The 14092-nt window shown below is 38.8% G+C and carries 15 protein-coding genes and 1 other RNA gene; all 16 read left to right on the plus strand.

What is annotated here, in order from left to right; genetic code table 11:
* The first annotated feature begins 15 nt into the window (after positions 1-15).
* The 16 genes from smpB to Gferi_RS24580 all read left to right on the plus strand — a co-directional run bounded on the left by smpB (position 16) and on the right by Gferi_RS24580 (position 14092).
* Positions 16-480, plus strand: coding sequence for an SsrA-binding protein SmpB (gene smpB, locus Gferi_RS24510; protein ID WP_069980742.1), 465 nt, complete (start codon positions 16-18; stop codon positions 478-480).
* Between the two features lie 28 nt (positions 481-508).
* Positions 509-846, plus strand: a transfer-messenger RNA (tmRNA) gene (ssrA, locus tag Gferi_RS24515).
* Positions 847-1585: 739 nt separating this feature from the next.
* Entirely contained in the window at positions 1586-2338 is a 753-nt protein-coding gene (locus Gferi_RS24525) for a transposase (RefSeq protein ID WP_083273754.1), read from the plus strand.
* 288 nt (positions 2339-2626) lie between these two features.
* Positions 2627-2917, plus strand: coding sequence for a nucleotidyltransferase family protein (locus Gferi_RS24530; protein ID WP_069980744.1), 291 nt, complete (start codon positions 2627-2629; stop codon positions 2915-2917).
* Positions 2914-3261, plus strand: coding sequence for a HepT-like ribonuclease domain-containing protein (locus tag Gferi_RS24535; protein ID WP_069980745.1), 348 nt, complete (start codon positions 2914-2916; stop codon positions 3259-3261). Before Gferi_RS24530 ends, Gferi_RS24535 begins: the two co-directional genes overlap by 4 nt.
* A gap of 811 nt (positions 3262-4072) precedes the next feature.
* Positions 4073-4738 (plus strand): response regulator transcription factor, encoded by a 666-nt coding sequence (locus Gferi_RS24540; protein WP_069980746.1) that lies wholly within the window; start codon positions 4073-4075, stop codon positions 4736-4738.
* On the plus strand, positions 4735-5898 hold the full coding sequence (locus Gferi_RS24545) for a sensor histidine kinase (RefSeq protein ID WP_069980747.1): 1164 nt from the start codon (positions 4735-4737) through the stop codon (positions 5896-5898). The genes Gferi_RS24540 and Gferi_RS24545 overlap by 4 nt, the downstream gene beginning before the upstream one ends.
* Before the next feature lie 141 nt (positions 5899-6039).
* Positions 6040-7170, plus strand: a complete 1131-nt coding sequence (locus Gferi_RS24550) for a TlpA family protein disulfide reductase (RefSeq protein WP_069980748.1) — start codon at positions 6040-6042, stop codon at positions 7168-7170.
* A 17-nt stretch (positions 7171-7187) separates the two neighbouring features.
* Positions 7188-7322 carry a CD1871A family CXXC motif-containing protein gene (locus Gferi_RS29330; protein ID WP_252100483.1) on the plus strand — a complete coding sequence of 45 codons (135 nt, stop codon included), beginning with the start codon at positions 7188-7190 and terminating at the stop codon, positions 7320-7322.
* A gap of 4 nt (positions 7323-7326) precedes the next feature.
* On the plus strand, positions 7327-8310 hold the full coding sequence (locus Gferi_RS24555) for a 4Fe-4S binding protein (protein WP_069980749.1): 984 nt from the start codon (positions 7327-7329) through the stop codon (positions 8308-8310).
* 97 nt (positions 8311-8407) lie between these two features.
* A complete protein-coding gene (locus tag Gferi_RS24560) occupies positions 8408-9085 on the plus strand; it encodes a response regulator transcription factor (RefSeq protein ID WP_069980750.1) in 678 nt (225 codons plus the stop codon).
* Positions 9082-10230, plus strand: coding sequence for a sensor histidine kinase (locus tag Gferi_RS24565; protein ID WP_083273755.1), 1149 nt, complete (start codon positions 9082-9084; stop codon positions 10228-10230). Before Gferi_RS24560 ends, Gferi_RS24565 begins: the two co-directional genes overlap by 4 nt.
* Before the next feature lie 153 nt (positions 10231-10383).
* Positions 10384-11478, plus strand: coding sequence for a TlpA family protein disulfide reductase (locus Gferi_RS24570; protein ID WP_069980751.1), 1095 nt, complete (start codon positions 10384-10386; stop codon positions 11476-11478).
* A complete protein-coding gene (locus Gferi_RS29335; RefSeq protein ID WP_252100482.1) occupies positions 11475-11621 on the plus strand; it encodes a CD1871A family CXXC motif-containing protein in 147 nt (48 codons plus the stop codon). Before Gferi_RS24570 ends, Gferi_RS29335 begins: the two co-directional genes overlap by 4 nt.
* A 4-nt stretch (positions 11622-11625) precedes the next feature.
* Positions 11626-12513 (plus strand): 4Fe-4S binding protein, encoded by an 888-nt coding sequence (locus tag Gferi_RS24575; protein ID WP_156782477.1) that lies wholly within the window; start codon positions 11626-11628, stop codon positions 12511-12513.
* Between the two features lie 166 nt (positions 12514-12679).
* Complete coding sequence (locus tag Gferi_RS24580; protein WP_069980752.1) at positions 12680-14092, plus strand: ABC transporter permease; 1413 nt, start codon at positions 12680-12682, stop codon at positions 14090-14092.

Here is a 14092-nt window from a genome sequence, read left to right on the forward strand (position 1 = left end):
GAAGTAGGTGAGTACATGAGAGAAACAAAGGTAGTTGCCAATAATAAAAAGGCAAGACACGATTACTTTATCGAAGAAACTTATGAAACAGGAATTGTGTTAACAGGAACAGAGGTAAAATCAATCCGCATGGGTAGATTGAATCTCAAGGACAGCTATGCTGAAGTAGATCATGGTGAGATCTTCATTCATAATATGCATATCAGTCCCTACGAGAAGGGCAATATATTTAATGTAGACCCAGTGCGAAAGAGAAAGCTCTTGTTGCACAGAAGAGAGATCAGTAAGCTCTTGGGTTATACCACACAAAAAGGTCTTACCCTGGTACCCCTTAAAGTATATATCAATGAAAAGGGATTGGTCAAGATGGAACTGGCCGTAGCAAAGGGTAAAAAGATGTATGATAAACGGGAGGACATCGCCCAGAAAGATGCCCAAAGACGTATCCAGAAAGAACTCAGAGAGAGACAAAGGTCTTAAAGACTTTTGCTATAGATCATGGGGGCGTACTGGTTTCGACGGGGGTATGGAGTCAGGAGTAGCGAGTGGAGGTTTTTCCTTGGGGTCCGCCTTAAAAAACTGGGGAATTAAAGATAAACGCAAACGAAAATTACGCTTTAGCAGCTTAATATAGCTGCTCGTCCTGCCCAAGCTGCCTACGGCTTGGACCCAGGGCGTCAAATTAGTAGGGAACTGCGCTGAGGGTGTCTCGACTCAACCGCGGATAAATTGGGACTGGTCAAAAGCATAGCCTGTCATTGGGCGCTGCCGGAGACGAGAAACTAAAACAATGACTGCACTCGGAGAAGCTGCTGGTAAAGTGCTTTCGGACAGGGGTTCGATTCAAAAGAGTCGCCTTGCAGTGTGAATTGCAAGTGAAAATCCGGCTTGATCGGTGAAACCGTAACGTTAAGACGATGGCAATACCGAGGGGTATGTGGGGAAACCCAACAGCTCTGTATCGACTTATAGGCATCCAAAAAGGATGTACTAGGATGGAAGTTTTGATTGGGGACATTCCCCAACAGAAGAGGAATACTCCCAATAGGGGTGTGACCCCTTACGTTATAGCTTTCATAATACGCCGGAGGACTTCATAAGGAGTTCAAGATATAGTCAGCGCCATTGGAAACAATGGAACAAAGTGTCCCCTCGCCTCCACCAAATGAAAACATCAATATTGATACAATGTTGACAAGCAAAAAAGTCCAGTGATACTGGGCTTTTTTGTTTTGTATAGATAAAATCCATCTACTTCTAGAGGCGTTTTCACAGCGTTTTTTGCAGCATTCTCGTGTTCGTTACGCGCACCGCCTTGCAATATCCCCCACTGCCAGCCAGTTTGCTCCTGAAGGCAGTGGGGCTTTTTCTGCTTTGCAAATTCTTTGTGAACGGCGGCTTCTTGACTAGATATTATTCGCCATACCGCATATAATTGAATAATCCGAAGCTGATTGCCCACCAGTTCCGGTCAAAAGTTCCAATGGTTCCGGACATGGTACCAATCCCTAAAGGTGACATAGGGACGGAGTTGTTGACACGCAAAATACATCCATGATATAACTTATTTATAGAGGTGATTTGTGTGCCAAGGATAAAAAGTAAAAGTGGAATATACCATATTATTATGAGAGGAATAAATCGTCAAATTATATTTGAAGATGAGGAAGATTGTCATAAGTTCATTCAAACCTTGCAAAAATACAGGGAAATCAGTGAATATAAACTATATGCCTATTGTTTAATGGGTAACCATCTTCATTTACTGCTAATGGAAGACAAGGATCCATTGGAGACTGTGATGCGAAGAATATGCGGTAGCTATGTTTTATGGTATAACAAAAAATATGGAAGAATAGGGCCGTTATTTCAGGATCGATTCAAAAATGAGCCCGTAGAGGACGATGCATACTTTTTAACAGTCCTGAGATATATTCTTCAAAATCCTGTAAAAGCTGGCATAGTGACTAAAGTCGAAGACTATCCATGGACGAATTATACAGATTATATTAGAAGTAAATATCAGACGGATACGGACTTGGGCCTTAATATTTTAAATGTAGATAGAGCACAAGCTGTAAGGAAATTTGTCGATTTTATTGATAAAGATAACGATGATAAATGTCTAGAAATAAAAGAAAACCGTCAAATAACGGATAATGATGCTATAAAAATAATTAAGAATCTTTGTAAGGTTGAGCGGGGGTCAGATTTACAAATGGTTGATGTAGATAAAAGAAATACATATATAAAAGAATTAAAGGAAGGGTATGGCCTATCAGTTAGACAAATTGAAAGATTCACAGGAATTAATAGAGGCATTATTCAAAGATTGTAGCGTGACGGAAACCCCGTCCCCTTGACACACTTTGACACCAGGGAAATACCAAGGGGGTGTCTCGACCCAAAAGAGTCGCCTTGAAGTGTGAATTGTAAGTGAAAATCTGGCTTGACGGATGAAACCGTAACGTTAAAACGACGGCAATGCCAATGGATATGTGGGGAAAACCACAGATCTGTACCGACTTACAGACATTCACATAAATCTTTTATAAGATTTTAAATTTTTAAGAATAATCTTTTTTTATTATTATAGTGCAGGTATAATAATACTAGGGTGATAAATATGATGAAAAATAAGTTAATCGAAGAAAAAAGAAAAGATATTATTAGATTAGCCTTAAATCGTGGAGCAAAAACAATACGAATTTTTGGATCAGTAGCTAGAGGTGAAGACAATGATAAAAGTGATATAGATTTCTTGGTTAGCTTTGAAGAAGAGAGAAGTCTGTTTGATTTAATAGCTTTGAAGAATGATCTTGAGGACTTACTAGAAAGACCAGTTGATGTTGTAACAGAGAATGCCTTGCACTGGAATATAAGAGAACAGGTAATGAGAGAGGTTGTAGAGATATGAGAGATGATAAAACATACCTGCTACATATTCTTGAATGCATAACAAATATTGAGGATTATACTAAACAAGGTAAAGAAGAATTTATGTATTCACGATTGATTCAAGATGCAGCTATAAGGAATCTAGAAATTATTGGAGAAGCAACAAAAAAGATAACTCCTGATTTGAGAGATAGTTATCCACTTGTGCCATGGCGAGAGATGGCAGGGTTAAGGGATATATTAATTCATGATTATTTTGGAGTAGATCTGAAAATTGTTTGGAATGTTATAGAAAAAGAACTATCAGGTATTAAAGAAGAGATAAAGCATATATTAGATGATTACTCTTTGAACCATAAATAGCAAAGATAATAAAACAGGTTACTTCGCTAATACAAAGTAGAATCATGGATTTGTTTGTCATGACTAGACTACAGTAACAAATCCAGAAGAGTGTGCATGTTCGTATGTTGTAAAATAAAAGGTGAAAAATGAACTTTCTAGTGAAGATAGAATCTGTGTTTAATTGGTAAATATACGCAAATGAAAATTACCCTTTAGCAGCTTAATATAGCTGCTCATCCTGCCCAGACTGCCTACGGCTTGGAACCAGAACTTAGTAGGGAAGTGCGCTGAGGGTTTCTCGCCTCCACCAAATGAAAACGTCAATATTTAAACAATGCTGACGAGCCGAAAAGTCCAGTGATACTGGGCTTTTTTTGCTTTTTATAGATAAAATCCTTCTGCATCCGGAGGCGTTTTCACGGCGTTTTTTTGCATCATTTTCGTGTTCGTTACGCGCACCTCCTTGCAATATCCCCCACTGCCAGCCAGTTTGCTCCTGAAGGCAGTGGGGCTTTTTCTGCTTTGTAAATTCTTTGTGAACTGCGGCTTCTTGACTTTATATTATTTGTCATGACGTATATAATAAATGAAAGATTGTTCTTTAAGAGGGAAAACAGTGGACTATATTACACCGAAGGAGGCTTCCGTGAAGTGGGCACTCCGAACGCTGCATCCAAAAACTGTGAGAGGAAGGCCATATAGACGGAATAGTTCGATTCGACAAGGTTCGGACTATCCCGAAAAACCCAAAGGTGCACGACTCAGGTTAAATAAATGACTGTTAGATTGATGTTAGATTGGTAATGTATTTTAATATTGAGGTGATTTTATGGATATTCAAATATTAGTCGTTGAAGACGATGAAAGTATCAATGATATGGTTAAAAAGTTTCTGGTGGCAGAGGGCTACAGTGTGGACACTTGCTTCGACGGAGATGAAGCGTTGGAACAACTTTACAAAAAAAATTATCAGCTTGTAATCCTTGATATTATGCTGCCCGGTACAAATGGACAAGAACTCTTGAAGGAGCTTCGTAAAATTCATGATATTCCAGTTTTGATGATGACCGCTTTAGACGATGCTGATAACCAAATACGAGCTTTTAATAATGAGGCTGATGATTACGTCACTAAACCTTTTACTATGCAAATTCTGATGAAGCGAGTAGAGGCGCTCTTGCGCCGCAGCGGATCGCTTAAAAAAGAAATTAGCATGGGAAAACTTACGTTATATCCGTTATCATATAAGGCTGAGTATAACGGAAGGGATTTAGGGCTTACGCCGAAAGAATTTGATATTTTATTTTTATTGACACAGAACAAAGGGGATATAATCCCCCATGAAACGTTGATAACAAAAATATGGGGCTACGATTTTGACGGCAATGAAGGAATTATTCATGCCAGTATGAAACGGTTACGGGATAAACTTCCGGTTAATATGATTAAGACGGTTAAAGGTGTAGGATATTGTTTGGAGGAAAATGAAAAGTGAAAAGAGAAAATGGACTTGGAATATTCGGAAAGATTTTCATTTATACTCTGCTTCTTCTTGTATTGATTATTACCACTCTCGTTTTATTTTTTGGAGGGCAAACAAATCTGATAATAGAAAGAAGTCAAACATATTTACTTGAAAGGTCGTTATTAGACCAAAATGATCAAATTGACGTTCCGCGCTTAATAGATGGAAAAGCATTTGAGCCTGCAAAGGATATATCAGATCTGTATGCGGACTTTGTCACTAAAACGATTATAGCAATTACTATTTTATTAATTTTCAGCGTTTTTGCAGCGGCACTCTTCGCACGCAGCATGGCAGCTCCTATCAAAAAATTAGCGGCAGATACCACAAAAATGTCAAAATTAGAGTTTGTAGCTCCGCCTGCGACCCGTCATGACGAAATCGGTCAACTTGCAGGTGATGTTTATAAAATGTATGAAACATTAAAATTAGAAATAGAGCGGGAAAAGGAAATGGAAGAAAACCAAAGATATTTCTTTTCTGCAGTTTCCCATGAGTTAAAAACACCAATTGCCGCCGCCAGCAGTATATTAGAAGGTATGTTAGCGAATGTGGTAAAGCCCTCGGAATACCCTGAATATTTAAAGAAATGTCTAAATATGATGGCCTTGCAAAGAAAATTAATATCAGAAATATTGGAAATCGTCCGGTTGGACGATAAAAAAATAGATCCTAAACTTGAAGATGTTAATCTGAAAGCTGTCATTCAATCTGTTCTGTCGGTTCATGAACCGTTGGCCGATACAAAGATGCAAATAATTACGGTTTCTGTCCCCGATACACTTACATGTATTCTTGATCAAAATTTATTCAGCCGAGCATTATCCAATATCCTTATAAACGCTGTTCAGAATACACCGGAACAAGGGCATATCCGCATATGGTGTGAAGAACAGGATAACCAGACTATACGGCTGTATATACTAAACTCGAACGCACATGTAGATGAAAAGAGTCTTCCAAAGTTATACGAGCCCTTTTATCGTATAGACAAGACTAGGAATAGAGGTCAAAGTCGCAGCGGATTGGGATTAACGATTGTAAAGAAATCATTGGATTCCATGAAAATACCTTTTGCGATTGAGAACAACGGCGATGATGTTGTGTTTTGGATGGATTTGATTTTGTAGCCGTCAAGAATTATAATCAACAATTACCGGCAGAAAAACTGCCGGTATCTTTTTTAAAAATAAACTGTGTTTGTTAGATCGGTGTTAGAGATGGGTGTTATTCTTTAGTAGAAGTAAATAAAAAATGAAGGAGCGAATAATATGAACAACTTAAAAAAGAAAAGGAGTCCCCTCATACTCCTCATCACTATTTGCATGACATTAAGTCTGCTTACGGCCTGTGGGCAAGGCAGCGGCATTTTTGTCAACAAGGAATTCTCTGAAACAGATATGTTGACAATCAACAAAACAGCCGTCGATTTTGAAAACAGTATGATGCTCAAATCGGCGGGATTTGGATTGCAGTTGACACCTGAAATCTCAGAATTGAACAAAGCTGGAAAAACTTCTTTCGGCGTTATGCCCGGGTATGGAATTACGCTTCGCTTTAATCCTAACAATTTATCAGAGCTGATAAGAGAAGCACAGCTTAAAGATGATGCTCCAACCCCGGAGGAAATGCAAAAAATCGTGTCGGAAAACGCCCCTGCTTTATATTCCATTATGCGTATTCCCTCAAAGGACGACATGGCCGCTGAAATATTGCAGGAGGTTAAAGACACTTATTCCCATGTAGACATTATCACAGTCCGAGGAAATGATACCTATTATTTTGCATACAACGATGATTTTTCCAGCTTTGCGCTAAATGAAACGGATAAGGCTGATGTGGATTTACTTGCTGCACAATTCGATGCACTGAAAAATAGTATTTGTATGTTTCCTCTTGGTAAGGATGATTTTGGAGGCTACGAGCCACCGACTATTTCGAGTGATATCAACATGAATGATTTTAGTGCAGCAACACTGGACGGCAGCATCTTTACCAACGATGACTTAGCAAAATACGACCTTACAATGGTAAATATTTGGACAACATGGTGTACTTATTGTATAGAAGAAATGCCTGACTTGCAGAAACTATATTCCGATATGTTGCCCGACAATGTAAACTTAATAACGATTTGCGGTGATGCGAAGGAGGAACCTGAGCTTTCGAGGAAAATTATGGAGAGGATAGAATGTACTTTTAAAACACTCGTTCCTGATGAAAAACTTCAAAAATCCTTACTTAATGAAGTGCAAGCTTTTCCCACAACAATTTTTGTTGACAGCGAAGGGAATATTGTCGGTGACCCACAAATGGGCGCGCCATCGGCTGATGGAAAAGTAGCAGATGCGTATTTGAAATTGATTAACGAACGCTTGCGTATGGTGGTGAATGGTCAATGAAAAAGTTTGTGCAGATAATGACGTCCTATGGCAAATACGCACTACTGGCCATTTCTGTTTCATTCATTGCCGCAGGATTACTCCGGGAAGAACATCTTGTTGTGTTGAAAAAAGCGGTCAAGATATGCCTTGAATGTATAGGGGTGGGTTGAATATATGAAAATAATAGATTTCCTTAAAAGTCGCCCTTTTATTCAGGCAATAGCCTCTGTCGTTACGAACGCGAATATCGGAGGTTTCTTAACAGGAAAGATTTGGAAAGGCAACAGCAAAATCGTGTGTGTGCCGGGGTTAAACTGCTACTCCTGCCCAGGCGCACTGGGGGCGTGCCCCATAGGGGCATTACAAGCAGTATTAGGTGGAAACAAGCATAATTTCTCTTTCTATGTTATCGGAATACTCATACTATTTGGCGTTGTGTTTGGACGCTTGATTTGCGGGTTTTTATGCCTGTTCGGTTTTATTCAGGATTTACTGTATAGAATTCCAGTACCTAAATTCAAAATTCCCCAAAGGATGGATAGACCACTGCGCGGATTTAAATATATAGTTCTGATAGTGCCGGTGATTACATTGCCGATTCTTCTGACAAATCAGTTTGGAATAGCCTCACCGTACTTTTGTCAATGGATTTGTCCGGCTGGAACGCTTCAAGGAGGCATACCGCTTGTTATAAAAAATGAGAGCTTGCGTAATATGTTAGGCTTTCTGTGGAGTTGGAAGATGAGTATACTCACTTTCATAGTAGTTGCATCAATTCTCACATATCGCCCGTTCTGCAAATATATTTGTCCATTAGGTGCTGTTTATTCATTATTTAATCGGTTCAGCTTTTACCAAATGCACGTTGACAAGTCAAAGTGTAACGGCTGTATGATTTGCGAAAAAAAATGTAAAATGAACGTGGAAATTACAAAAAACATCAATTCGTTAGAATGTATTCGTTGTAACGACTGCAAAGGCGTATGCAAAGGAGGTGCGATTACCTCGAAATTTTGTTTAAAAGAAAAGAAAAATGAAGTTGACGAAGTACCTCATATATGTAAATGCGTTATCATAGTCACCCACTCAAAGAAAGTTTCTTCTGTCGCTGATGAGGTATGGGGTATGAAAGACGGAAATCTAACGAATGTTAAGTGATTCATCGTAGATGAATGAAATATAAAAGAAAACAAACGAAAAACTAACATTCCTTTTGATATAATATAAAAAATGAATAATATACAGAGGTGTTTTTATGAAAATATTGCTTGTTGAAGATGAAGAAATGCTTTCAGCTATTATAGCGAAGGGACTGCGTAAGGTAGGCTATGCGGTTGATACGGTATTTGATGGCGAAGAAGCCTTAGAATATTACGAAATCCATGAGTACGATATTATCATTTTAGACTTGAATATCCCGAAAATAGATGGCTTGAACGTATTGCGGACAATTCGTAAAAAAGATACAGATACAAAGATATTAATTCTATCTGCAAGAACGAAAGTTGATGAGAGAATTCTTGGACTGGATGAAGGTGCAAACGATTATCTTATTAAGCCTTTCGATTTTGGAGAATTAGAAGCAAGAATCAGAAATTTACTGCGCCGAAATTTTTCAGGGACTCCGACAACAATTATGCTAGATAATTTTATCATTGACACAAATGCTAAAAGGGTAATCTGTGATAACAATGTATTGAATTTGACACGAAAAGAATATAGTATTTTTGAGTACCTTATTTTGAACAAGAATAAAATTATCAGTGCGGAACAATTAGTGGAACATATATGGGATAGTGAGTTCGATCCTTTTTCAAATACCCTGCGTTACCATATTCATACACTAAAAAAGAAGCTGTCTGACTTCAGCAATGAAGAAGTAATAAAAACAATCCGTGGTCAAGGTTATATCATAGAGGAGGCGCAAGAATGAAGTTATTTATGAAACTAACTTTGCAATGGCGGATTACAATACTCACAGCCATCGTGTTGATAATATGCTCCGCGGCATTGACCGCATTCTCCATATTAAACGCGCAAAGAACTCTTATACCTTTAATAAACGGTTCAATCAGCATAACCAAAGCGGATGATAATTCGGGCGATCTGGTGATTCAAGGTATGGACGATAACAGAATAGAAAATGGTGTTACGCCTTTAAGAACAGCCAAGAGAGATTTTGATTTGAAAAGCATAATGTTTTTTCTTGCGCTAACTACTGTCGGAACAGGGCTTGTATATTTTGTTTCCGGGAAAGCCCTGCGGCCTCTCAAAGATTTGAGCAAACAGGTGACTGAAATTGACGAACGGGACTTATCTCAAAGATTAACTGAAAGTTTATCACATGACGAAGTGAGTAGCCTGACAAAGAGTTTCAATCAAGCCCTTGAGCGATTAGAAGAAGCATTTAACAGGCAAAAACGTTTCTCGGCAAGTGCCGCACATGAGCTAAAAACACCCCTTGCCACAATGAAAGCGGGAATTCAGGTGCTTAGAATAGACAAATCCACCACATTGGACGAATATAAGGAAAATGCGCATATAATGGAAGCAAGCGTTGACAGGCTGGCGCAAATAGTAAACGATTTATTAATTCTGGCTTCTCCAAATGAGGAGGCGGATGAATTAAAGGAAGAAGTTTATCTAGATGCCATGTTTGAGACAATATTTGATGAGTTGTCGCCGATATATGAACATTGCGGAATCACTTATAATATCGAATGTGACGCTATATCATTCTATGGAAACGCGGCGCTTCTTTACAGAGCTTTTTTTAACCTGATCGAAAACTCATATAAATATAACCGGGATAAAGGAAGTATTGCAGTTCGTGGAAGCAAAATAAATAAGTGCGTTAGAATTGATATTGAAGATATCGGGATAGGAATTCCAGCCGAGCATTTACCCTTTATATTTGATGCTTTCTATCGGGTGGACAGCTCACGCTCTCGGAAAATTGCAGGCTCAGGACTCGGCTTATCCATTGTAAAAACCATCATAGAAAGGCACGGAGGAACAATCAGCGCTTCGAGTGAAAATGTGAAAGGTACAAAAATCTCAATACAGCTTCCTCAATAATTTTCACAGCATTTCCACGCAAATTACAAGACGGTCAACGAAGGAAGTTGGCCGTCTTTTTTGCGCCTTATGCTATTCCCTAACGTTAATCTAACAATCATTCCTTTATACTGAGTACAGGCTCACAAATAAAATGATAAAGGAGAAGAAAATATGAAACAAAAAAGTATGTTCAACAAGGGCATCGCTCTGGTGATTGCGTCTTTAGTAATGCTGACTTTCCTTACTGCATGTAAGGATAACAAGGACACAGTTTTTGCCAACAAGCAATATGGTGATTCTGGAATGAAGACCATCAGCAACAGCAATTTCGATTACGCCAATGGTATAGTGCTTAACAAGTTGGGATTTGGATTCACTCTTCCGCAAATCATGAAGGACTTAAGTGACAGCGGAAGTTTTAATTATGTAGGTTCACAGTATTCCATTTATTTTATGTATCTTTCTGAGAAGATTTCAGAAGCGGAGAATTCCAACGTCAGTGAGGAAGAACAAATGGAAGCTCTAAAAAACGGTATTTTTCAATGCTTTATTATTTTGCGGATTCCTGCCAATGATGAAAATGCTGAGATGGAATTGGAGAGGATTAATAATTTGTTTTCCCATGTAGATCCTATTACCACACTCGGTAAAGATACCTATTATTTCGCGTATAATGATGATTATTCTGTCATTACACCAACAAATGCCGATAAATCCAATATCGAGAAACTGCTATCCGCCCGTGAATCTCTTAAAAACAGCATCTGCCTGTTCCCTGCTGAAATAGAAAAGCTGTCTTCAGATGTAAATATGAATAGCTTTAGCACAAAAACCCTTAACGGCGACGTCTTTACACAAGATAACCTTGCTGAATATGACCTTACTATGGTTAATGTTTGGACAACATGGTGCGGCCCTTGTGTAAATGAAATGCCTGATCTGCAAAAACTTTATGAGATGTTACCTGATAACGTCAATATGATTACGATTTGCGCTGATGCCAATGAAGAATCGGAGCTTGCAAAAAAAATTATAGAAGAATTAGGCTGCACATTCCAAACGCTCTACCCAAACGAACAGTTAGAGCAATCGCTTCTCAAAGAAGTTACCGGATACCCTACAACCGTATTTTTTGACCGAAATGGAAATCTTGTAGGTGACTCAGAACTTGGGGTTCCCGGTAAAAATCCTGCTGAAAATTATTTAAAAATGATCGAAGAACGATTGGGAGACGTAGGTGCCGAGACGGGAGCGACTGGCAAATGAGAGAGCGTATAAATCTTTATAGCAAATATGGATTATTTATCACTTCAATACTATTTATTACATTTGGCGTTTTGCGCCAGGAGCATTGGGTTGTACTGAAGAAAGCCATAAACATTTGCTTTGAGTGTATTGGATTGGGGTGAATCTATGGGAATTATAAATTTCATAAAGAGTCGTCCCTTTATTCAAGCATTAGCTGCAATTATTGCCAACGCCAATATTCAAGGTTTTTTTACAGGAAAGATTTGGAAAGGGAAAAGTAAACTTGTGTGCGTTCCAGGGCTTAACTGTTACTCCTGCCCCGGCGCCATCGGCTCTTGCCCCATAGGGGCACTGCAAGCAGTAATTGGAGGAAATAAGCACAACTTTTCATTCTATGTCATCGGAATAATTATTTTCTTTGGAGTTATACTCGGGCGTTTTATTTGCGGTTTTCTGTGTCTATTCGGGTTTATGCAAGACTTGTTATATAAGATTAAGGTACCCAAATTAAAAATCCCTCCCAAAATCGACGTCCCTATGCGGTGGTTAAAATACATCGTATTGTTAGTGGCTGTAATTGCGCTACCGATATTCTTGACCAATCAGTTTGGCATTGCACCGCCGTATTTCTGCCAATGGATATGCCCAGCAGGAACCTTGGAAGGCGGTGTCCCGTTGATATTGAAAAATGAAGGCTTAAGGAGCATGTTAGGATTTCTCTTTAATTGGAAGCTGGGACTGCTGGTTTTTATCATGCTTGCTTCAGTGTTTACTTATCGCCCATTTTGCAAATATATATGTTCTTTAGGGGCAATCTACTCGCTTTTCAACAGCTTCAGTTTTTATCAAATGAGTGTTGATAAAGAAAGATGTAATGGCTGTAAGATTTGTGAAAGAAAGTGTAACATGGATGTAGAAATCACAAAAAACATTAACTCGCCGGAATGCATTCGTTGCGGTGAATGTAAAAATGCGTGTAAACAAGGGGCAATTACATCAGGTTTTTGCTTAAAATCAAGAAGGCCTGACAGCGAATTTCAAGTTCATATGTAAATACAATAAATGACCCAACCATGATCTGCCAGACAGGCGGAAGCACTGACAAAGAGACGGACAATAAAGTTGTCCGTCTCTTTGTAAACTAACGAAAACCTAACAATCCATATGCTATACTATGTTATGTCAACAAACAAATACTGATTAAAGGAGAGACCAAACAATGTACATTATTGCAAATGCCGTTAAGAACATCGGCAGAAATAAGGGCAGAAACATTTTAATGGCAATCATCATTTTTGCCATCATTCTCACGACCGCCGTGTCTATTATCATTAACACAACAACATCGGCGATCATTACAGATTATAAGTCGAGATTTGGTGCGGAGGTTTCGATTGAAACAGATTTCGAAATGCTTCAAAACAAAAAAGTGGCTGAGAGCTACAAAGAACTCACACCTCAGCAGCAAATAGAATTTGGAAAGTCTGATTTGCTGCAAAGCGTAAACCTTTCGGCAACAATTGACATTTCACCAAGAAAGCTGTCTTCACTAAGTGAAAGCGAAATGGATCATTTTATTTCTAATTTTCTTAGCGGTGCGACAAGGGCGGATGGTACAAAAAACCCTGAAACAGTTCCAGTAAAAGGCAAAATCATTGCGACGGACAACCCGGAAGTAGGCAATGATTTCAAAAATGGAACACGTAAAATTATCAGCGGTGAAATGTATAAAAATCTCAACGAATGTATTGTCAGCCAACAGTACGCAGACCTTAACAACTTATCTGTTGGTGACACCATTGATGTGGACAGTTATTACAAAAATGACCCAATGACGCATAGCTTGACCATTACAGGTATTTATATGGATAATACTATGCTTGGCTCAAATCCTGAAGTAATATCTTCGATGGAAAATAGAAATAACGAGATTCTTACCGGTTTTGATACGGCCCTTAATATGGAAATGTTTACTGGACACGGGCGTGTTTCGGCGCAATATTTCTTGAAAGAACCCACACTGCTTCCTGCTTATGAAAAAGAACTGAGGGAAAAGGGATTGGCTGATTATTACAAGGTTGTCACCGATGAAGCCGGATATAAAAAAGTTGTAGGGCCTGTTGAAGGGCTTGCCAGGGTAACAAATACCTTCTTGATTGTTGTTTTGATACTCGGTTCAATGGTTCTTATTCTTTTATCAACCCTTGCGATCCGTGAACGTAAATACGAGATCGGTGTCCTTCGTGCAATGGGTATGAAAAAAGTTAAGGTCGTTTTTGGACTGCTTACAGAAATGCTGGTTATCACAGTGCTATGTTTGATGCTTGGTTTAGGCGTAGGATTAGCGGCATCGCAACCTGTAGCGGATAGCCTGCTTACAAATCAAATTGAACTTGCTGCTGAAAACAATAATACAAATGGCGGCGTGCCAACGTCGGGCAGAACAGGACTTGGAGCTCCAACATTTTCATCAGAGGCTAAACCACTTTCAGAGCTTCAGGTAAATTTAAGTGCGAACGCCATTACACAGATTATTTTAATCTCTCTTGTTCTCGCAGGTATATCAAGCGTTGCAGGTATCATGTATATCACAAAATATGAACCGATAAAAATACTCTCAGAAAGGAACTAA

It is taken from the genome of Geosporobacter ferrireducens (assembly GCF_001750685.1).
GTDB classification, from domain to species: Bacteria; Bacillota; Clostridia; order Peptostreptococcales; family Thermotaleaceae; genus Geosporobacter; species Geosporobacter ferrireducens.